This is a genomic window from Kitasatospora sp. NPDC034533, assembly GCF_055575155.1.
This window is the reverse complement of record NZ_JBVITE010000047.1, coordinates 1-20,440: the sequence shown is the minus strand read 5'-3', so window position 1 is coordinate 20,440 and position 20,440 is coordinate 1. Positions and strand designations below refer to the sequence as shown.

The following is a 20,440-nucleotide window of genomic DNA, read 5'->3' as shown; positions in this document are numbered from 1 at the left end:
CATCCCGGCACCGGGTGCGCTCCGTCGAGTGGTCAGAGACGAACGGAGGCACGCCCTGTGCGTAGCGCAGACCTGGAGGAGTTCCGCGGCTTCGCCGAGGACCGGTTGCCGCACCTGCGGCGGACCGCGTACCTGATGTGCGGCGACTGGCACCACGCCGAGGACATCGCGCAGACCGCATTGACCAAGCTGTACGCGGCCTGGGGAAGACGGCACCGGATCGCCAACCTGGAGGCCTACGCCCACCGCGTGCTGACCCGCACCTGCATCGACCACACCCGGCGCCGCTGGCGTCGGGAGGACCCGACGCCCGTGCTGCCCGACCGGCCCGGCCCGGGCACCGACCCCTCGCTCGGCCTCCAGGTCCGCGCCGCGCTCGCCGCCCTGCCGGCGCGTCAACGGGCCGTGGTGGTCCTGCGGTTCTGGGCCGACCTGGACATCGCGGACACCGCGAAGGCTCTCGGCTGCACCGCCGGGACCGTCAAGAGCCACACCTCCCGCGCGCTCACCCGGCTGCGCACCCTGCTCGGCGACACCGACCCGTTCGACGAACTCGCCGCCCACCCCACTCCCCTGAAGGAACTGCTGTGACCCACGACCACGCCCTCGACCCGCAGGACGACCTGCGCACCCTCCTCGCCACCGGGCTCGGCGCCGAGCCCCCCCTGCGCCCCGGCACGGTGGACGCGGCGGTCGCGGCCGGACGCCGCAGCCGCGGCACCCGCCTGGCCGTCCGCGCCGGCGCGGCGGTGGCCGCCACCGCCGCGCTGGCCGCCCTGGTGGCCACCGCGCCCGGCACCGCCACCCCCGCCCCGGGCACCCCGGTGGCGGCGGCCGACCCGCTGACCGGCCCGCTCACCCTCGCCGGCTCGGCGGGCGCGAGCGCCGAAGCGCTGCGCCCGGACTCCTTCGGCCCCGGCAGCGGCCACGCCACCGACTGGACCAGCGAGCACCTGGCGACCACCCTGGCCGGCCTGCTCCCGGCCGGGACCACGACCGTGCGCGCCGGCGACATCCCGGGCCGCAGCTTCCGGGTCGCCTGGCAGTCCCCGGCCGGCCCGGTGGACTTCGTCGGCGGCGCGGACCGCACCGCCGACGCGCCGAAGGTCCCGTTCTGCGCCACCATCGCCCTGCCCGTCGTCACCCCCCGCCCCGGGGTGCCCAGCCCGCAGGAGGCCGCCCCGCGCACCAGCTGCCACCTGGTGGACCTCCCCTCCGGCGCGCACGGCGAGGCCCTGACGCTGACCCACCCGCAGAGCGGCCGCACCTCCCAGTACGTCCGCCTCCAGCGCGCCGACGGCCGCACGGTGACCCTCCAGCAGTGGACCGACCACCCGGACGCCGCGCTGGCCGAGGCCACCCTCCTGGCGATCGCCGACGACCCCGCCTGGCAGTTCTGACCCGGTCCTGCCCTGCCCGCCCGGTCGCGGCGCCCCGGCCCAGGAGCCGGGGTGCCGGCCGGTCGGCGCTCCTGGGAACACGCGTGCGCAAGCCGCCGTGCCCCTACAATGCGTCCATGACCGGCTTACTGCGCCCACGAGTTGCGCGATTCGCCCGAGGCGCTTCCGTTCCCGGTGGCACGCCTCGACGGCTGGGAACCATGGCGGCCGTGGCACTCGTGCTGCTGGCGTCGGACTTCCTCACCAAACAGCTGGCGCTGACGCACTTCTCGGGGACCGGTCCGACCGAGGCACTCGGCGGCCTGCTGAAGTTCACGCTGGTCTTCAACTCGGGCGGAGCGTTCTCCTTCGGCGAGGGGGAGACCTGGTTCTTCACCACGGTGAAGACGGTGGTCGTCGTCCTCCTGCTGGTGCTGGCGCCCCGGATCCGTACCCCCGTGTGGGCGGTCTCCTTCGGGCTGGTCATCGCCGGGGCGGCCGGAAACCTCGTCGACCGGCTGTTCCGGGCCCCCTCTCCGGGGCGGGGACTCGTCGTGGACTGGATCCAGCTGCCGCACTGGCCGGTCTTCAACCTCGCCGACTGCGCGGTGGTGTGCGGCAGCGCCCTGGTGATGTGGGCCTCGACCCGCGGCATCCGCCTGGACGGCACGCTCGCCTCCGAGACGCCGGCCGAGCCGGGCGGGCCGACCGAGCCGGGCGCGGCGGAGCGGACCGCCGGGGGGACGGGCCGATAGGACAGCGGTGGGCCGGTAGGGCGACGGGCCGGTGCCTACCGGCTGGGAAGCGGCCCGTCCGGCGGCTGCGCCGGGCCCGCCGCCTCGCACGCGAGGCCGGCCCCCCGGCGCCGGGCGCTGAGCGCGACGGTGCCGAGCCATCCGGGTCCAAGTCGGCCAGTGCCGTTCGTCGTACAGATCCCTCGCTACAGGGCGCTGGAGGCGAAGTCGGCGATCAGGGCGTGCAGGGGCGCGGCGGCCTGCCGTGGCGGCAGGCGGGTGTCGAGACCAAGGACTTCGATGACGCCGAGGAGGCCGCGGGGGCCCTGGATGCGCAGGGTGCGGTGGGACGAGCCATTGTGGGCGGGGTGAACGATCACGGCTGTCGGGGCTGCGGGCGTGGTGTATCCGGCTATGTAGGTCAAGAGTTGGTGGCGGTCGGCCGCGCCGACGTCGCCGGCCTGGAGGGCTTTGTGTTTCGCGTCGATGGTGAGGAACCGGGTCATTGGGATGTTGTCGAAGGCGAGAAGGGTGTCGGGCCGGAACGAAGGGTCGCGGCGGCCCAGTCCGCCGAAGGTCTGGATGCGGCCCTCTTCGGGTCGGGCGAGGCGTCCGCCCACGGTGTGGGCGGCATCGGCGGCCATCCGCCGGACGACCAGTTCCCAGAGTCGGTCAAGGTGCAGCAGCACGCTCCCGGCGTGGGTGCCGCGGTGAGCCAGCAGGTCACTCACGCCGCCACCGCCGAGGACCAGCGCCGACCAGACGTGCGCCGCCCGGTAGTGCTGGTTCAGCCGGGTGTAGCGCGCCCGGCGCAGCAGGCGGGTCACAGTGGCTCCGAGTTGGGGGCGGGGGAACTGCCCGGCGGCGAGCTTGAGCTCGTCGGCCAGGGCCGGCCTGCCGGTCGCTAGGGGGACGGCCGCGGCCAGGGCGGCCCCGCAGATCTGGTTCTCCCAGATCGCCAGGTCCCGTTCGAAGGTCCGTACGTGCAGGCGGTCGACCGCGCCGTAGCGGCGGACGATCTGCCGGTGGATGTCCAGCCGTCCGCGTAGGGTCTGTTCTACGCGCTCGGTCTGCTGGTAGCCGCGGTTGAGTCCGCGGCGCAGGAGCGTCTGGCACTCCGCCAGGAGGGCGGGCAGCACGACGTCGGCGTAGCCGGTGCTGCTGGTGCGCCAGCGGCGGAGTGTCTGTTCGTGCGGCACGGGCACGCCGTTGGCGTAGCAGAGCCAGGTGATGAGTTGCTCACCGGCGATGGGGAGTTTGGGACGCAGAGTGAGCCGGATGCGGTCGAGGAGCAGCACGCCGGTGACCGAGTGGGTTTTCAGCCGCCATCCTCCTCGGGTGCGTTGGAGGGTGAGTCTGCCTTTGCTCTGCAGGTGTTCCAGCAGGTGGACGTCTGTGTCGGTGAGCTGGTCCTCCCGCAGAAAAACGGTGCCGTGTTCCTCGACCTCCACCTCGGGCGGGTCGGTGCGCGGTTCAGTCATCGAGGTGTTCGTCGGGGTCGGCGCCGGTGAATTCGGTCGCCAGCAGTTGAGGCAGGTCCGCGGGGCTGCTCCAGGCGATCCGGCCGGTGGCGGGGTCGACGAGGGCGCCGAGGATCTCCTGCAGCAGTTCGGGGCGGCCCAGGCAGTGGTCGTCCACCAGCGGGACGATGTCGTGGCGGAACGCGGTGGCGAGCTGCTCCGGTGTGGCCAGCGGGCGGTCGTCGCGCAGCAGAGCCGCCTGGCCTATCACCTGGTCCGGGCCGAAAACGCGGTGCAGACGGGCGTTGAGGCTCTGAAGGAATTCGGCGAGGTCGAGGCCGCCGACTTCGCCGTCGACGGCTTCGAGGTCGGGCGGCACGTCGATGGTCGCGAATCGGCGCCGGATCGCGGCGTCGAGATGGCCGATGCTGCGGTCAGCGGTGTTCATGGTGCCGATGATGCGGACGTTCTTCGGGACGGCCTGCTGTTTCCCGCTGATCGGGAGGGTGACGGGAATGCCCCGCTTGTCGAGTTCCAGCAGGGTGATCAGTTCACCGAGGATCCGGGGGAGGTCGCCGCGGTTGATCTCGTCGATGACCAGGAGGAAGGTCTCCTCGGGCGAGGCCTCCGCCGCATCGCACACTCTCCGGAACAGCCCCTTCCGGAGTTCCAGTTTCAGTCCGGCGCCGCTGGCGTCCGTGTCGGGTTTGAACCCTTCGACGAACTCCTCGTAACCGTACGAGGCGTGGAAGGTCACCATGGTCAACCGGCCGGGGTCGCCCTTGGCGGACACGGTCAGGAGTTCGGCGATCGCGGCGGCGCGCTCCGCCGGGTCCGCGTCGATCAGGTCGGCCCGGCCTGCCAGGGCCAGGGCGGTACTGAGGGCGAGCCTGGTCTTGCCGGTACCGGGTGGGCCCTGGAGGATCACCTGGCCCTTGTGTTCCAGCGCATCGATGACCTGACGCACTGCGGCAGGCGCCTCGGCGGTCGGTGTGCCGACGGGCCTGTCGGTGGTCGGCCGTCGAGAGCCGGCCGGTTCCCGGCCGGGGGCGCGGGCTGCGCGGATCTGGCGCAGCAACCGGTCGGGGACCTTGGCGAAGGTCTGCTGCCACGCCTGCACGGGGGCGTCGAGGTGTTGGGCGTAGGAGGTGTCCCAGTCGACGGCCACCAGATGGCGGAACATCGGGCGGGAGTGGTCGTAGGTGTAGCCGCCGGTAACAGTGCCGAGTGCGAGTACCTCGGATTTGCCGTTGTTGGCGATGATCTGCTCGCCGACCTCCAGGTCCCGGAAGCCGAGCAGGTGCCGGGCCAGGCGGAGGTTCCCCCCGCGCGGGTCGGGCCAGATCCGGTCCAAGGCGTACTTCAGTTCGCGGTCGCTCTCGTACCGCCCGAGGTCTCCGACCTCGTCCCAGGCCACGCAGATGTGACCGTTCTCGCGGCAGTCGTCCCAGAAACGGGCGCCGTCGGCAGGGGCGATCTTCCATACGTCTCCGTCGACGATCCGGGGATCGTATTCGGAGTAGAGGAAGTGCATGACCTCGTGCGGATGCCAGCCCTCGAACAGCCGGTTGCGGCGGATCAGGTCATGGAGGATGAGGTTGGCCCGCCAGGTCCGGATGCTGGAGACCTTGAGGAGCTCGGGCGCGCCCAGCAGAGCGGCGAAGTGCCGTACGTGCGAGGCGGAGAAGATCGGCAGGAAGTCGTCCGGGAAGTAGATCGACAGCGCCTTGGTCACCAGGGCCTGTCCGAAGGCCAGCACTCCCAGGTCGTCGATGCTCCGGTAGTCACGGGCACCAGCCAGCCGAAGAGCCTGGTCGAACTCCGATCGGATGACGTTCCACGCCTCGTGGTGGTCGAGGTGCCGCAAGCGCGAGGGGTAGCGCCATTGGCCGCTGTTGTGCATGTAGATGATGTGCTTGGCGGCGCTGCCGCCCCGGATGCTGCCGAGCACGTCGGTCCCGTACTCCAGCAGCCGGCAGAACGTCCCCTGGCTGCCGCTGAGGCCCAGGGCGTACTGCTCCAGCGGCAGGTCCGGCCACCGGGCGAGGGGGAACTCGTCACGCACGCGCTCCTGTTGCGCACGTACCTCGGGGAGCAGCTCCCGGATCGGCTCCCGTTCGAATTCGCGAGCTCTGCGGACGAGCTCCGCGTTCTCTCCCACCCCTGTGTTCATGTCTTCATGATCCCAAACAGCTGACGAACGCGGGCCCGAACGGTACCGAAAGGCACCTGAACCTCAACGCCGAGTGAAGTTCGTCCACCTGACACACCGCGATGGGCCTCCCCGTAGCGCGCCGACCTGGCGATACCGACAACCGGCCGGGCGGGTCCGGCGCTGCGGCTGCGTGAACCCGCGTGAACAGTTCGTGGCGGGGCCGCCGGAAACATTGCCCTTCCTCTCCGGGTAGGGAACGGTGCACATAGGAGACGATGCACATAGGGGAGACGGAGTTGCGCTTCGAGTACGTGTTGCTCGCGCTGTTGGCCGGCCGGCCGCTCAGTGGGTACGACCTGCTCAAATGGGTGGAGACCGAGGGCCAGTTCCTGCGGTCGCGGGCCCACCACAGCCAGATCTACCGGCTGTTGGGGCGGATGGTCGCGGACGGCTGGGTGGACTACCAGGTGGACCCCCGCGAGGGCCGCCCGGACGCGAAGGTCTACCGGCTGACCCCGGTCGGACGGGAGGCCCTGCTGGACTGGGTGCGCTCCCCGTACGACCCGCCGAGCCGCTTCCAGGACGCGGACTTCCTGGCCCGCTTCGCCTTCGCGGCGCCGCTGGACCGGGAGGCGGCGATCCGGCTGCTGCGCACCGAGCTGGACTTCCGGCGCGCCCAGATCGCCCGCAACCGCGGCCGGGACCGGAGCCTGCACTTCAGCGACCCGCTGCCCGAGCTCGACCAGCGGCTGGCCCGTGAGATCGCCGAGGAGCTGCACCGCTTCGGCGCCGCCTCGGTGGACCGCTGGGTCGACTGGCTGGAAGGAATGCTGACCAGGCTGGAGGAGCGGCGGGCCGGGGACGCGGCCCCCGCGACGGAGGGAGACGCCCGATGAAGGCGATCATGGTGATGTTCGACAGCCTCAACCGGCACCTGCTGCCGCCGTACGGAGGTGACTGGACGCACGCCCCCAACTTCCGCCGCCTCGCGGAGCGTTCGGTCACCTTCGACAACGCGTGGGCCGGCTCGCTGCCCTGCATGCCGGCCCGCCGCGAGATCCACACCGGCCGCCACAACTTCCTGCACCGCAGCTGGGGCCCGCTGGAGCCGTTCGACGACTCCATGCCCGAGCTGCTCAAGCAGCACGGCGTCCACACCCACCTGGTCAGCGACCACCCCCACTACTGGGAGGACGGCGGCGCCACCTACCACGGCCGGTACACCACCTGGGAGTTCTTCCGCGGCCAGGAGGGCGACCCGTGGAAGGGACAGGTGGCCGACCCCGAGATCCCCGAGGACCTGAAGCGGCTGCGGTTCGCGACCCACCGCCAGGACTGGATCAACCGGCAGTACCTGCCCACCGAGGCCGAGCACCCCCAGACGCTCACCTTCGACGCGGGCGTCGAGTTCGTCCGCACCAACCGGGACGCCGACCGCTGGTTCGTGCAGATCGAGACCTTCGACCCGCACGAACCCTTCTTCTCCCACCAGCGCTACAAGGACCTCTACCCGCACGACTACGACGGCCCGCACTTCGACTGGCCCGACTACAAGCGGGTGGTGGAGAGCGACGAGCAGGTCGCCCACGCCCGCAACGAGTACGCGGCGCTGCTGTCCATGTGCGACCACTCCCTCGGCCGGGTGCTCGACCTGATGGACGAACTCGCCCTGTGGGACGACACCCTGCTGATCGTCAACACCGACCACGGCCTGCTGCTCGGCGAGAAGGGCTGGTGGGGCAAGAACATCCAGCCCTGGTACAACGAACTCGTCCACCTCCCGCTGTTCGTCTGGGACCCGCGCGCCGGCCGCGCCGGCGAGCGCCGCGGCGCGCTGGTGCAGACGATCGACCTCGCGCCCACCCTGCTGGACTACTTCGGCGTGCCACGGCCCTCGGACATGCGGGGCCACCCGCTGCCCGTCGCGGCCGACACCCCGGTCCGCGAGGCCGGCCTGTTCGGCGCCCACGGCGGCCACATCAACGTCACCGACGGCCGCTGGGTCTACATGCGGGCACCCGTGAACCCGGACAACCGGCCCCTGCTGGAACACACCCTGATGCCCACCCACATGCGCGGCCGGTTCACCCCCGACGAACTGAAGGACCTCGAACTGGCCGAGCCCTTCACCTTCACCAAGGGCGTACGGACCCTGCGCACCCCGGGCCGGTCACTGCTCAACCCGTACCAGCACGGGACCCTCCTCTTCGACCTGGAGGCCGACCCCGACCAGCTCTCCCCCGTCGTCGACGACGCCGCCGAGCTGCGGATGGCCGGGCTTCTGGTCGACCTGATGCGCGCCGAGGACGCGCCGCCGAGCCAGTACGAACGCCTGGGGCTGCCCGCCCAGGGGCCGGTCACGGACGAGCACCTGCTGGTCCGCGCCCAGCGCGACCAGGCGCGCGACGCCGCCCGGCCGTTCCCGCGCGCCCAGGAGTTCCCCACCGGGCGACTCTCGGTGCACACGCCCGTCCTCGCGCTGATCTCCGACCCCGTCGCGGTCGAGGTCCTGCGCAAGCACCTGCCCGGCATCGTCGACTCGGAGTTCCTCCAGTTCCTCGGCGGACTCCCGCTGCTCGACCTGGCCGCCGTCGTGGGCGGGCAGTTCGACGCCCGGGCGCTGCACGCCGTCGCCCGCGAACTCGCCGACCTCTGACCCCCGCACGACTCCGGCCTCCGTCCGACGGGGACCGTGACACGACCGGTGGCGGGGCGGCCACCCCGCCACCGGTCCGCACTCCCCGGCGCGCCGTCCCTTCACACGAACCACGTGACCCGCAGGAGTGACCTGTGCCCGAGCATACCGACCTGAGACCGACCGCCCCGATCGCCGCCGGCGCCGGCGGCAGCAGTGGCAGCAGTGGCAGCGATACCGGAAGCCGGACCGACGCCGGCGGCGGCACCGGCACCGGCGCCGGACCGGACCCGCGATCCGACCGGCACGTGCGGGGGCGCTGGCGCCAACTCTCCCTCCTCGGCAGCGCGATGCTGGTCGACGGCTCCGAAGCCGGCCTGGTCAGCGGCCTGTTCCCGGTGATCCGGCAGTCCCTCGGCCTCACCCTCGGCTCCCTGGGCGTCCTCACCGCCACGGGCAAGCTCGTCGCCGTCGTCGCCGGGCCGCTGTGGGCCTGGGCCGCGCACCGCTGGTCCCGCAAGAGCGTCCTCGTCCTGGCCACCGGCTTCTGGGGAGTGTGGGGCATCGCCGCCGGCTTCGCCCGGGACTTCACCCAACTGCTGCTGCTCACCACGATCCTGGCCGCCGGTTACGCCGCCGCCCAGCCGCTGGTGCCGAGCATCCTCGGCGACCTGTTCCCCGGCCCCGCCCGGGGCCGGGCCACCGGCGTCCTCTACGCCGGACTCGCCCTGGCCGGGTCCGCCCTCGGCCCGCTCATCGGCCGGCTCTCGGGCTTCGAGGACGGCTGGCGCTGGGGCTTCTGGGCCATCGGCACCCTCAACGTGCTCTTCGGCCTGGCCCTCCTGCTGTTCTTCCGCGACCCCGGCCGCGGCGCCGCCGAACCGCAGCTCGCCGCACGCGCCGGCACGCCCGAGGCCGCCCTGCCGAAGCTCGACCGCGCCGCGCTGCTCTCCCTGCTGCGCATCCGGACCTTCGCCGTCCTGGTCGCCTCCCGACTGCTGTCCGGGCACCTCCTCCTCGGCTCCTTCGCGGTCGTCTACCTCGTCGACGTCTTCGGGTTCACCACCGCGAAGGCCGCCGTCGTCCTGCTGCCGCTCGGCCTGGGCTACGTCCTGGGCACCGGCCTCGGGGGCTTCCTCGCCGACTGGGCCGACCGCCGCAGCCCCCGCCACGGCCTGCCCGCCGCCCTCCAGAGCGCCCAGATCGCCTTCGCCGTCCTCGCCTACCTGGGCACCCAGATCGACTACGGCGGCATCGGCCCCCACGCCCTGTTCTTCCTGCTCATGGGCGCCACCCAGGGCGTCAACCCCAGCATCAACCGGCCGATGGTGCTGGCCGTCGTCCCGCCGGAACTGCGCGACGCCGCCTTCACCGTCTACGTCTCCGTCGTGGAGGCCCTCGCCTGGGCCGCCTTCACCCTCGGCGTAGGCCTGGCCGGCGAGGCCTTCGGGCTCCGCCCGGTCTTCCTCACCGTCCTCGTCGGCCTCATGCTCGCCAACGGACTGTTCCTCACCCTGCTGCACCGCCCCTGGGCCGACGACGTCCGCCGCCTCCAGCGGGAACTCGACCGCCGCGCCGCCCTGCGCTGAGCCCCTGCGCCGCCCCCAAGGAGACCACCGCGTGAAACCCGCCCCCGCCCGCCTGCTGGCCCTGCTGGCCGCCGCCACCGGCCTGCTCCTGCCCACCCCGGCCGCGGTCGCCTCGTCCGCAGCGATCGCCTCGTCCACCGCGGTCGCCTCGTCCACCGCGGTCGTCTCGTCGACCTCGTCCGACTTCCCCGGGCCCGGCAGCTACCTCCACCAGAGCTACGACTCCGCCGGCGACGCCTACGACTACAGCCTCTACGTCCCCTCCGGCTACGACCCCGGACGGCCGTCACCGCTCGTGGTCCTGCTCCACGGCTGCAACAGCACCGCCGACCAGCGCGCGCGGTCCAGCGAGTTCGACACCATCGCCGAACAGCAGCACGCCCTCGTCCTCTACCCCGGCGGCGACGCCTACGACCGCCTCCTCAACGGCCGCTGCTGGCGCGCCACCACCGATCCGCAAGGCGAGACCCGCGACCACGGCGACGCCGCGGCCATCGCCGGCATGACCCGCGCCGTGGCGTCCGCCTGGAACGTCGACACCAGCCGCACCTACGCCCTGGGCATGTCCGCCGGCGGCTTCGAGGTCTCCATGCTCGCGGCGGACTACCCCGACCTCTACGCCGCCGCCGGCGTCTACTCCGGCGCCGCCTACGCCCACGGACTCGCGGGCTGCGCCGGCCCGTACCTGCCGACCGCCGACACGACGGCCCTGGCCCGGCAGGCGTTCGCGCAGATGGGCCCGCGCCGCCGCGCCGTTCCGGTGATCCTCTTCCACGGCGACGCCGACCCCGTCGTCCCCTACCAGTGCGGCCTCCAAGCCCTGGAACAGTGGCGCCAGACCGACAACCTGGCCCTCGCCGCCCAGGGACTGCCCGCCGTCGCCTCCCAGCCCACCCGGACCACCGACGCCACCGTCCCCGGCGGCCGCGCCTACACCGTGACCGAGTACGGCTCCCTGCTGGAGTTCTGGACCGTCCACGGCATGGCCCACAAGTGGTCCGGCGGCTCCACCGACGCCGAGGTCGCCCAGTTCGGCGACCCCGCCGGTCCCGGCGCCTCCACCGCCGCCTGGGAGTTCTTCGACCGGCACCACCTGTGAGCCGCGGCGGGCGGGGCGGAGCGGAGCCGGTCGGCGCCGCGGCGGGCGGGGCGGGACTCCCGCGGCCGGCGCGGCCTCCGAACGGGGCATCAGGGCGGATGCCGTTGCCGGGTGCCGGAGCACGGCCCCCGGCACCCCGCGGGTGACGGTGCCGGCGATCGTGCGAATCAGTAGGCCGTCCGGAGGCATGTTTCCCGCGGATCGGGTCACCAGTATGAGCGTCCCAGTAGACAGACGAAGGAGATGACAGACCCATGGGTGCTCTTCTGCTCGTACTGCTGCTCGCCGTCGTGCTCTTCGGTCTCGGTTTCGCGCTGAAGGCGCTGTGGTGGGTCGCGCTGTTCGTCCTGGCGGTGTGGCTCCTCGGCTTCGTCGTGCGCACCGTCGACGATGCCGGCGGCCGGCGCCGCTGGTACCGCTGGTGACGTCGCCGCCGCCGTTCAGGAGGAACTGACGGCGCCGCGTCGGCCGCCCGGCCGGAAGGCCGCGGAAGGCCGTCGCCCCCGGGAGGACGCCGTGCCGGGAGCACCCGACGCAGCAGGTCAGGAGGAGGATCACCGTCAACCCTCCGGTTCCTGACCGGCAATCGGCCCCGAGTGCGCCTGCTGTGGTCCGAAGCCGTCATGGCTTCGGACCACAGCAGGCGCCGTTGCCGGTCGGCCGGTGCCCACCACCTGGGGCAGCCGCCCCGGCGCGCTCCACGCCCGTTCCCGAGGTGCCGCCGAGCGGACTCGACACGACCACGCCCCACCCGTACGACCAGAAGGACCGCTTCGCATGAGGAAAGCCCTGAACGACCTCGACGCCCGGCTGTTCGTCAGAGTGGCCTCCCGTCGCCTGCGCGGCACCGACCCGTGGCTTTCCCGCCTGACCCGCGCCGCCGACCACGGGAAGCTGTGGATGGCCGGCGCGGCACTGCTGGGCGCCAGCGGCAACCGGACCGCCCGGCGTGCCGCCCTGCGCGGAGCCGGCTCCCTGCTGCTCGCCTCCACCCTCGCCAACGTCGCCGCCAAGGGCCTCGCCCGCCGGCCCCGTCCCGCCCTCGACCCCGTGCCGATCGTGCGGCGCCTGCTCAAGCAGCCCGTCACCAGCTCCTTCCCCTCCGGGCACTCCGCCTCGGCCGCGGCCTTCGCCACCGCCCTGGCCATCGAGTCGCCGCTGCTGGGCGCCGTCGCCGCTCCGGTGGCCGCCGCGGTGATGGCCTCGCGCGTCTACGTCGGTGTCCACTACCCCGGCGACGTCCTGGCCGGGGCCGCCCTGGGAGCGGGGACGGCCGCGCTCACCCTGCGCTGGTGGCCGCGCCGCAACGACCGTCCGGCCGACACGGCCGCCCCCGTGGTGGAGGCGCCCGCCCTGCCCACCGGCGCGGGCCTGTACGTCGTGGTCAACGGCGCCTCGGGCTCCGGAGCCCTGACGAGGGCCGACAACCAGGAGCGGTCCGTCGAGGAACTGCGCCGGGAACTGCCCGACGCCCGGATCCGGGTGTGCGCGGAGGGCGATGACCTGGCCGCGCTGTTGGACCAGGCCGCGGCCCTCGCCGTCAAGTCGGACGGTGCGCTGGGCATCTGCGGCGGTGACGGCAGCGTCAACCTGGCCGCGTCCGTCGCCACCCGGGAAGGCCTGCCGCTGGCGGTGTTCCCCGGCGGCACCCTGAACCACTTCGCCGTCGACCTGGGCACCCACACCCTGCGCGCCACCGCCGACGCCGTCAAGGCCGGCAGCGCCTGCGCCGTCGACCTCGGGGTGGCCGCCGGCGAGCACGGAGACCGGCAGCTGTTCCTCAACACCTTCAGCATCGGGATCTACCCCGAACTCGTCCGGGCCCGCGAACAGTTGGAGAAGCGCCTGGGCAAGTGGCCCGCCCTCGCCGTCGCCCTCGTCCGCGTCCTGGCCGACGCCGAACCCGTGCGGCTGACCGTCTCCGGCGTCCCCCGGACCCTGTGGATGCTCTTCGCCGGCAACGGCACCTACGACCCGCCCGGCTTCGCCCCCACCCACCGCACCTCGCTGGACGGCGGCCGGCTCGACATCCGCGCCGTCGACGGCAGCCACCCCTTCGCCCGCACCCGCCTCCTGTTCGCCTTCCTCACCGGCACCCTGGCCACCTCCCGCGTCTACCGCGAGGCGCGCCTGGCCGCCCTCGACCTCACCGACCTCCACGAGGTCCGGCACCTCGCCGTCGACGGCGAGGCCGTCCCCGCCCCCGACCGGCTGCGCCTGTCCAAGACCACCGCGGCGCTGACCGTCTACCGGCCCGAACGCCCCGCCGTCCCCTGAGCCGCCCCTCTGCCGGGCGCGCCACCGGGCTTCTCGCGCGACGAAGTCCGGTGGCGCGCAGGGCTGTTCAACCCTGGAGGGAGGCGAGCCAGGACGTCAGCAGGCGGTTCACCTCCTCGGGGCGCTCCTGCTGGACCCAGTGCCCGCAGCCGTCCAGGACGTGGCTGGAGACCAGGCCGGGGATGGTGACGGGGTAGGCGGCGATCGCGTCGGCCATCCAGGTCGTGGAGGCGTCCAGGGCACCGCCGATGAACAGGGACGGCTGCTCGATCGGGGCGCCGTCGTAGCGGGCGAGGTCCTCCCAGTCGCGGTCCACGTTGCGGTAGCGGTTGAGGGCCCCGGTCATGCCGGTGCGCTCGAACTCCCCGGCGTACACGTCGAGGTCCTCCTCGGTCAGCCAGGCGGGCAGCCCGCCGCCGGGGAAGCGGTCGCGCAGCCGGCCGCCGGCGCGGGCCACGAAGTGGGGGTCGGGCTCGTCCGGGGCGGGCATGGTGTCGGCGGACATGGCCGCGTAGAAGCCCGCGAGCCAGCCCCGGACGTCGGGCTCCATCTCCGCTTCGGCCCGGCCGGGCTCCTGGAAGTACGAGACGTAGAACTCCTCGTCACCGCCCATCCGCGCGAAGGCCTCGGTGGGGCGGGGGCCGCCGGGCGGCGCGTAGGGGACGCTCAGCAGGCCGACGGCGCGGAAGACCTCGGGGTGGAGCAGCGCGGAGGCCGCCGCGATGCCGGAGCCCCAGTCGTGCCCGACGACCACCGTGCTCTCCTCGCCCAGGGCGCGCACCAGGGCGACGTTGTCCGCCACCAGGTCGAGCATCCGGTAGGCGTCCGTCGCGGCCGGCTTGGAGGAGCGGCCGTAGCCGCGCACGTCGAGCGCCACGGCCCGGTACCCGGCCGCCGCGAGGGCCGGGAGCTGGCGGCGCCAGGAGTACCAGGACTCGGGGAAGCCGTGGACGAGCAGGACCAGCGGTCCGGTGCCCTGCTCGACCAGGTGCAGGCGCCCGGCGGGTGCCTCGACGGTGCGGTGGCGCGGATCGGGGGACGGCGTGGGCAGGCGCATGGTTCTCCTCGGTTCACGGGCGGCCGTGGTTGCCCCCCGATCCTGCGGCGCGACGGCCGCCCGACGCGAACGCCCTTGTCATTCTGGCAAACTGCCAGGACAGGGCGGTCGAGACGGCATGGCCGGAGGGAGTGGGGCGGCAGTGACGGCGACGGCGACGGCGACGGCGACCGACGACGGCGACCGACGACGGCGTGGCCGACGCGCTGGCGGCCATGGGGCCCCGGCTGCGAGCCGCGCGCGAGCGGCGCGGGGTCACGCTCACCGGCGTCGGCCGGGCGACCGGCATCTCGCTCAGCACGCTGTCGCGGATCGAGACCGGCCGGCGCAAGCCGACCCTGGAGGTGCTGCTGCGGCTCGCGAAGGCGTACGACGTCTCCCTGGACGAGCTGGCCGGCACCGCGCCCGTCGCCTCGGCCGGACCGCGCGTCCCGGTTCCGCGGCATCGCGGCGACGACAAGGTGGTGCTGCCGCTGACCCGGTACGTGGGGGGCCTGCACGCCCACAAGCACGTCCTGCCCGCCGTCGACGCCCCGCCGCCCCGCCCGCGGCAGGTCTCCCACGACGGGTACGAATGGCTGTGCGTGCTGTACGGGCGGCTGTGGCTGGCGCTCGGCGAGCAGGACCTCGTCCTGGGCGCCGGCGAGGTGGCCGAGTTCGACACCCGCACCGCCCACGGGGTCGCCAACGCCGGGCCGGGCGGACCGGTCGAGTACCTGGTCATGTTCGGGCCCCAGGGAGAGCGCCTGCGACCGCGCACCCCGCCCCTCGGCCGCGGGGCCCCGTAGGACGGAGCGCAGCGGCCGGGACCACTCCCCCGCCGCGGTGGCCGCCGTGTCACGTCTCGGCGGCGCCGGCGTCGGCGCCGCGCGGCGGGCGGCGGGCGGCGGGCGGCGCCGACGCCAGCGGCGGGCATGACGGGGAGAGCCGGGCGACGACCTCGTCGCGGACGTCGAGGCCTGCGGCGCGGAGCCTGGTGACGGCGGTGTCCGAGCGGCGCGTGTCGACGAGCACCGTGGGGTGAGGAGCAGGGCCAGCCCCCCAAGCTCGGCCCGCGTCCTGAGCCGGCGCCGACAGCCACTCGTCCGCCGGGCGCAGCGGGCGGCGTCCGGCGGCAGCGGGGGCGGCGTGGCCGGCGGCCGGGCATCCCGGGTGCGGCGCCCGTGGGGGACGCCGCACCCGGGACGCCGTCGGGTCAGAGCACGACCTCCTTGAGGAGGCCGGTCGCGACGTCGAAGACGAAGCCGCGCAGGGCGTCCGTGTGCGGGACGAAGGGGCTGGTGCGGATCCGGGCGGCCGACTGGCGGACGTCCGTCTCCAGGTCGGTGAAGGCCTCGGCGGCCCACGGGGGCTTGATGCCGGTCTCCTCGCGGATCGACTCGCGGAAGGCGTCGTCCCCGAAGGTGAGCATGCCGCAGTCGGTGTGGTGGACGAGGACGATCTCCCGCGTCCCGAGCAGCCGCTGGCTGATCGCCAGCGAGCGGATGGCATCGTCGGTCGCCACCCCGCCCGCGTTGCGGATCACGTGCGAGTCGCCCTCGGCGAGACCGAGCGCGCCGTACACGTTGAGCCGGGCGTCCATGCAGGCCAGGACGGCCGTGTGACGGGCCGGCGGGAGCGGGAGCGGCCCCTCGAAGGCCGCGGCGTAGGCGGCGTTGTTGCGCAGGTAGTGGTCGGTGGCGGTGTCGGTCATGGTGGACGGCTGTCCCTTCGGTGCGGTCGGATCGTGGCCGGCCGGTACACGCGGGCGCCCTCCCTCCCCCCGCACGCGACGGGAACGTGCCGCGGACGCCGGGGGCGGGCGGCACAGGACGGGGCGGTGCACGGCGGCGATGTGGAGCGGAGAAGTGTCCGCGTGTCCCGGCGGATGTGTCCGGAGCACAGCGCGACGGGACCGCCGGTCGGAGCGACGGCGGGCCCGCGTGACGGCAGCGGACGACGGCCGCCACGGCGCGCCGGTCGGTACGGTACCGAGGCCGACGGCGGGGCCGGGCGGATCGGGTGATCAGACGATGACCGGACAGCCGGTGGAGTGGATGCGGCCGAAGTCGATGTGACGACGGCGGACGAGCACGGTCATGCGGGCACCGTACTGCCCGACGCCTTTGCCCCGCTCGGGAATCACCCATTCTCCACTCCGCCGGGTGACCGCGTTCGCGGGCCGGCGGCAGGACGGCAAGCCGCGACCCCGAGACCGCACATGACGAGGCATGAGACCTGGGCCGTAGGCCGGCCCGACGACGTACGCCGCAGGTCGGAGCGTGAGCCCATCCCCGCGCCGTACGTGATGCCGGTGCGGCGGAACGGAGACTGGAGGCGATTTCCGAAGCACTGGATCTGCACGGAGGACGGGCATGGTTCTGCGACACGGACGGCTGCACGACCGGGTGCACGGGCGAGTTCACGGACGGCTTCCGCGCTGACGGTCGGGGCGGTGGCGACCGTACTGGCGGCGCTCACCCCCGTGACGGCGTTCGCGGCGGGCGATCCGCTCCAGCGCTACGCCCAGCAGCGACTCCGGTGGGAGCGCTGCGCAGCGGACCAGCCGGCGACGTTCGAGTGCGCGAAGGTCACGGTGCCGCTGGACTACGCCGACCCCGGCGGCCGGACGATCGACATCGCGATCTCGCGGGTCAAGGCGGGCAGCGCGCAGCAGCGGCACGGCGCGCTGCTGATCAACCCCGGGGGCCCGGGCGGCCCGGGGTTGACCATGCCCGTGGAGATGGAGCCGCTGCTGGCGCCGCAGGTGCGGGAGCGATTCGACCTGATCGGGTTCGACCCACGCGGGGCCGGGCGGAGCTCACCGATCGGCTGCGACCTGACGCCCGACCAGCGCACCTATCAACACCCTTACTCCGCAGGGACGTTCGCGAAGGACGTGGCCTGGGCCCGGACGGTGGCCGACAAGTGCCGGGCCAAGGCGGGGGACCTGCTGCCGCACATCACCACCCGCAACACGGCGCGGGACATGGACGTCGTCCGGGCCGCGCTGGGCGAGCGGCGGATCTCCTACTTCGGCTACTCGTACGGCACCTACCTGGGTGCCGTGTACACCCAGATGTTCCCCCAGCGCTCCGACCGCTTCGTGCTCGACAGCGCGCTCGATCCTTCGCTCGTGTGGCGCGGGATCCTCCGGGAGATGTCGGCGGGGGCTGAACTCGCCTTCACCCGCTGGACGGAGTGGGCCGCGGCCCGCGACGCCGTCTACGGGCTGGGGGCGACGGCGGCGCAGGTCCGCAGGACGTACTGGGACCTGGTGGCCCGCGCCGACCGCGCGCCCGTCCCGACCGAAGGCGGGTCGCTCGACGGCGACGCCATCCGCTCCGGCTACGCCGGGTTCGTCCACCGGGAGTCCGCCGCCGCCTGGATCGTCGCACTGAAGGCCGCCGCCGAGGGCGGGCCGGCCGCGCCGGCGGTGCCGCCGGCCGTTCCGAGCGACAACACGGTCGCCGTCGCGTGGGCGATCTACTGCGGCGACGTCCGCGGCTGGCCGCGCGACCCCGAGCAGTACCGCCGGGACGCGGTCCGCGACCGGGCCCGCTACCCGCTGGCCGGGGACCTGGGGGCCAACATCCTCCCGTGCGCGTTCTGGAAGCCCGCGGGCGGCGAGCCGGCCACCGTGGTCAACAACGACGTCGGCGCGCTGATCGTGCAGAACGAGTGGGACCCGCAGGCGACGCTGACCATGGCCCAGGGCATGCGCCGGGCGCTGCACGGTGCGCGGATGGTCACGGTGGCCGGAGGTGAAGGCCACGGCGTGGTGGTGGCCGGCCCCTCCTGCGCGGACGACACCGTCACCCGCTACCTGACCACGGGCCGACTTCCCGCGAAGGACCTGACCTGCGGAGGTTCCGCCCCTCACCCGCCTCGCCTGCCGAGCGGCCGTAGCCACCTCGCGGCGGCGGCCACCACATGACGGTCGTGCGGGCGCGGGGCGCATCGGCCACGAAGCCCTTCACGGCGCAGTGGCCGTGGACGGTGGGAGCCTCCAGGCGAGAACGGCGTTGACGGCGTCAGCCGAGCCGAGGGCATGGCCCTGGTACTGGCGCAGCAGCTGCTCGGCCTCGGCGTGCAGGCGGCGGTCGACAGGTGGCGGGGCAACGAAGAAGCCCTACCCGGCGAGCGCGCCGAGGCGGGTGATGGCGTTGATGGCCTCGGTCTCGCCCGCTCGGCGGGTGAGGAGATGGTCGAGTTCCGTCATCACCATCGGGGAGACGACCAGGACCCGCACGAACGAGAGCGCCTCGGCGCCCTGGACGTGGAGGTCATCCTTGCGACCGAGACGCCGGGAGGGGCGGCGGTCACCGACCGGTGCCTTCGTGCAGCCAGTCGCCGGCATCGGCGGCCAGGTTCGGCGGGCCGTCGAACAGCGCCCAGTCCACGATCGGCTCGGAGGGGATCAGCAGAACGCCGGCCGCGTGCTCGATCGCCAGATCCTCCGGGGTGCGACCGAGTACTGCGGCCAGGTCCCGCAGGATCTGCGCTTCTGACTCAGAAGCCGGTTCGCCCTGATGGTGCATCAGTTCACTCCATCTGTGCGGTGGTCCTGCGGAGTCGACGGTATCGGCGCACACGTGGTCCCGGGGGCCGGTCTCGGTCGGCCGCCACTGCGGGCAGAAGCGGCCTGAGGCAGCCGGGAAGGTGCGGGCTGTCGGGCCTCCCGGCGTACCTCTCGACTTCGCACAAGCCGCCGCGTGATCTCCACCAAACGTGATCAGGACAACTGCCTGACGGCTCACAACCCTCGGATGGCGTCGTCCAGATCAGAGCCGTAGGAGGCCCAGCAGATTACTGAGCCGTCATCGTCGAGCTGACCCATGAACCAGTCGTCCTCGGCTCTCACGAGGCACAGGTCGTGGAAGGAGAGGATGACGTCAGGCTGGAGGGGGATGTAGTCAGCACGGCCGCACTCCTCGACAACGACGAGTCGTTCGAGGGACAGCAGGGCCGCTTCGGGGTCCCCTGATGCGGAGCGCACCCGCTCGATCGTCCACCCGTCGGGAAGTCCTGCGTTCACTGCCGCATGATCGCAGCGGATGGCGTCTCACAGCCACTCGCTTATGGCGGCGACCAGCACTTTGGCCTCGTAGCGGACCGCGAGCTTGTCGTATCGCGTGGCTACCGCGAAGTGGCGCTTGAGGCGGTCGATCCCGCACTCCACTGCGTGGCGCTCCTTGTAGTCGTCCTTGTCGAACCTCGGTGGCCGGCCCGTGGGAGCCGCGCTTCTTGCGGTTGGCGATCTGGTCGCGCTTCTCCGGGATCGCGCAGCCGACGCGGCGTCGGCGCAGGTAGACGCGGTTTGTGCGGGAGCCGTAGGCCTTGTCGGCGCGGACCTTGTCCGGCCGGGTGCGCGGCCGTCCCGGCCGAGACGCGGCACACGGATGCGGCCCAGGACGACCTGGAACTGCGGGGAGTCGCCGCGCCGTCCGGCGGTGATTACGAGCGACATCAGCTTCTGGGCCTGCTCGACCGCCAGGTTGGATCTTGGTGGTCAGTCCGCCGCGGGAGCGTCCGAGTCCGTGGTCGTCGGGCTCGGTGAAGAGCGCCGCCGGGCAGCTCGACCTACAGGTCCCACTTTTGCGCGCGCCGGCCGCGTGCTGATGTGCGCGGGCGATCGTGGAGTCCACGGAGATGTCCCAGGTGATCAGACCCTTCGCATCGGCCCGGGCCTGGAGCTGTTCGAGAATCCGGTGCCACGTGCCGTCGCGCTCCCAGCGGCGGAACAGCCTGTACACCGTCTCCCACGGCCCGTACCGCTCGGGCAGATCCCGCCACGGTCTGCCGGTGCGGGTACGGACCCGTATGCCGTTGATCAGCTGCCGCTTGGTGTGCACGGCGGCCGACCGGGCTTGATGCCCTGCGGCAGCAGCGGTTCCAGCACTGCCCCCTGGGCGCCCGCCAGGTCTCCGCAAGCCATAAAACGTGATCATCGCATGACCTTGATCCACTTCTGAAACACGCCCTAGTACTGCAACGGTGCTTAGCATGACGGGGCTTCAGCCGTCGGGCTGTGGCCTCGTCGCTTGTAGTGGCTGGTCCGGGCCTGGTGCTGGCG

19 protein-coding genes and 1 pseudogene are annotated in these 20,440 nt (G+C 73.0%); 11 read left to right on the top strand and 9 right to left on the bottom strand.

Features of this window, described 5'->3' with window-relative positions:
• Positions 1–57: 57 nt before the first annotated feature.
• The 3 genes from ACZ55U_RS27365 to lspA all read left to right on the top strand — a co-directional run bounded on the left by ACZ55U_RS27365 (position 58) and on the right by lspA (position 2,134).
• Positions 58–591 carry a SigE family RNA polymerase sigma factor gene (locus ACZ55U_RS27365; protein ID WP_465530027.1) on the top strand — a complete coding sequence of 178 codons (534 nt, stop codon included), beginning with the start codon at positions 58–60 and terminating at the stop codon, positions 589–591.
• Positions 588–1,400, top strand: a complete 813-nt coding sequence (locus ACZ55U_RS27360) for a hypothetical protein (RefSeq protein ID WP_465530025.1) — start codon at positions 588–590, stop codon at positions 1,398–1,400. Before ACZ55U_RS27365 ends, ACZ55U_RS27360 begins: the two co-directional genes overlap by 4 nt.
• A 200-nt stretch (positions 1,401–1,600) precedes the next feature.
• On the top strand, positions 1,601–2,134 hold the full coding sequence (lspA, locus tag ACZ55U_RS27355; RefSeq protein WP_465530023.1) for a signal peptidase II: 534 nt from the start codon (positions 1,601–1,603) through the stop codon (positions 2,132–2,134).
• 185 nt (positions 2,135–2,319) lie between these two features.
• Here lspA and ACZ55U_RS27350 read toward each other — a convergent pair whose 3' ends face one another.
• Together ACZ55U_RS27350 and ACZ55U_RS27345 are read right to left on the bottom strand one after the other, a co-directional pair.
• A complete protein-coding gene (locus ACZ55U_RS27350; RefSeq protein WP_465530020.1) occupies positions 2,320–3,594 on the bottom strand; it encodes a 5-methylcytosine restriction system specificity protein McrC in 1,275 nt (424 codons plus the stop codon).
• Positions 3,587–5,638: an AAA family ATPase gene (locus ACZ55U_RS27345; RefSeq protein ID WP_465530018.1), complete on the bottom strand. Its 2,052-nt coding sequence runs from the start codon at positions 5,636–5,638 to the stop codon at positions 3,587–3,589. The genes ACZ55U_RS27350 and ACZ55U_RS27345 overlap by 8 nt, the downstream gene beginning before the upstream one ends.
• 365 nt (positions 5,639–6,003) lie before the next feature.
• On the opposite strand from ACZ55U_RS27345, the gene ACZ55U_RS27340 reads away from it, so the two are divergent.
• The 6 genes from ACZ55U_RS27340 (at position 6,004) to ACZ55U_RS27315 (ending at position 13,328) form a co-directional block, all read left to right on the top strand.
• Positions 6,004–6,624, top strand: coding sequence for a PadR family transcriptional regulator (locus tag ACZ55U_RS27340; protein WP_465530016.1), 621 nt, complete (start codon positions 6,004–6,006; stop codon positions 6,622–6,624).
• A complete protein-coding gene (locus ACZ55U_RS27335) occupies positions 6,621–8,384 on the top strand; it encodes a sulfatase (RefSeq protein ID WP_465530014.1) in 1,764 nt (587 codons plus the stop codon). The genes ACZ55U_RS27340 and ACZ55U_RS27335 overlap by 4 nt, the downstream gene beginning before the upstream one ends.
• Before the next feature lie 134 nt (positions 8,385–8,518).
• Entirely contained in the window at positions 8,519–9,952 is a 1,434-nt protein-coding gene (locus tag ACZ55U_RS27330) for an MFS transporter (RefSeq protein ID WP_465530012.1), read from the top strand.
• A 31-nt stretch (positions 9,953–9,983) separates the two neighbouring features.
• Positions 9,984–11,051 carry an extracellular catalytic domain type 1 short-chain-length polyhydroxyalkanoate depolymerase gene (locus tag ACZ55U_RS27325; protein WP_465530010.1) on the top strand — a complete coding sequence of 356 codons (1,068 nt, stop codon included), beginning with the start codon at positions 9,984–9,986 and terminating at the stop codon, positions 11,049–11,051.
• 254 nt (positions 11,052–11,305) lie between these two features.
• The gene (locus tag ACZ55U_RS27320; RefSeq protein WP_465530008.1) at positions 11,306–11,476 is read left to right on the top strand and encodes a hydrophobic protein; all 171 of its coding nucleotides are present in this window, start codon (positions 11,306–11,308) and stop codon (positions 11,474–11,476) included.
• A 352-nt stretch (positions 11,477–11,828) separates the two neighbouring features.
• Complete coding sequence (locus tag ACZ55U_RS27315; protein WP_465530006.1) at positions 11,829–13,328, top strand: bifunctional phosphatase PAP2/diacylglycerol kinase family protein; 1,500 nt, start codon at positions 11,829–11,831, stop codon at positions 13,326–13,328.
• Positions 13,329–13,395: 67 nt separating this feature from the next.
• Here ACZ55U_RS27315 and ACZ55U_RS27310 read toward each other — a convergent pair whose 3' ends face one another.
• Entirely contained in the window at positions 13,396–14,385 is a 990-nt protein-coding gene (locus ACZ55U_RS27310; RefSeq protein WP_465530004.1) for an alpha/beta fold hydrolase, read from the bottom strand.
• A 215-nt stretch (positions 14,386–14,600) separates the two neighbouring features.
• On the opposite strand from ACZ55U_RS27310, the gene ACZ55U_RS27305 reads away from it, so the two are divergent.
• Positions 14,601–15,173, top strand: a complete 573-nt coding sequence (locus ACZ55U_RS27305; protein ID WP_465530088.1) for a helix-turn-helix domain-containing protein — start codon at positions 14,601–14,603, stop codon at positions 15,171–15,173.
• A gap of 49 nt (positions 15,174–15,222) precedes the next feature.
• Here the strand turns inward: ACZ55U_RS27305 and ACZ55U_RS27300 are convergent, their stop codons facing one another.
• Both ACZ55U_RS27300 and ACZ55U_RS27295 read right to left on the bottom strand, forming a co-directional pair.
• Entirely contained in the window at positions 15,223–15,399 is a 177-nt protein-coding gene (locus ACZ55U_RS27300; protein WP_465530002.1) for a hypothetical protein, read from the bottom strand.
• Between the two features lie 181 nt (positions 15,400–15,580).
• Positions 15,581–16,078, bottom strand: a complete 498-nt coding sequence (locus tag ACZ55U_RS27295; protein WP_465530000.1) for a beta-class carbonic anhydrase — start codon at positions 16,076–16,078, stop codon at positions 15,581–15,583.
• A 741-nt stretch (positions 16,079–16,819) separates the two neighbouring features.
• On the opposite strand from ACZ55U_RS27295, the gene ACZ55U_RS27290 reads away from it, so the two are divergent.
• A complete protein-coding gene (locus ACZ55U_RS27290; RefSeq protein WP_465529998.1) occupies positions 16,820–18,301 on the top strand; it encodes an alpha/beta hydrolase in 1,482 nt (493 codons plus the stop codon).
• A 195-nt stretch (positions 18,302–18,496) separates the two neighbouring features.
• Here the strand turns inward: ACZ55U_RS27290 and ACZ55U_RS27285 are convergent, their stop codons facing one another.
• From ACZ55U_RS27285 to ACZ55U_RS27270, 4 genes and pseudogenes are all read right to left on the bottom strand, one after another.
• Positions 18,497–18,724 (bottom strand): PIN domain-containing protein, encoded by a 228-nt coding sequence (locus ACZ55U_RS27285; protein ID WP_465529996.1) that lies wholly within the window; start codon positions 18,722–18,724, stop codon positions 18,497–18,499.
• Positions 18,687–18,905: a hypothetical protein gene (locus ACZ55U_RS27280; RefSeq protein ID WP_465529994.1), complete on the bottom strand. Its 219-nt coding sequence runs from the start codon at positions 18,903–18,905 to the stop codon at positions 18,687–18,689. The genes ACZ55U_RS27285 and ACZ55U_RS27280 overlap by 38 nt, the downstream gene beginning before the upstream one ends.
• A gap of 215 nt (positions 18,906–19,120) precedes the next feature.
• Positions 19,121–19,402 carry a hypothetical protein gene (locus ACZ55U_RS27275; protein WP_465529992.1) on the bottom strand — a complete coding sequence of 94 codons (282 nt, stop codon included), beginning with the start codon at positions 19,400–19,402 and terminating at the stop codon, positions 19,121–19,123.
• A 274-nt stretch (positions 19,403–19,676) separates the two neighbouring features.
• A pseudogene (locus ACZ55U_RS27270) lies at positions 19,677–20,315 on the bottom strand (transposase); the annotation flags it as partial.
• Positions 20,316–20,440 lie beyond the last annotated feature (125 nt).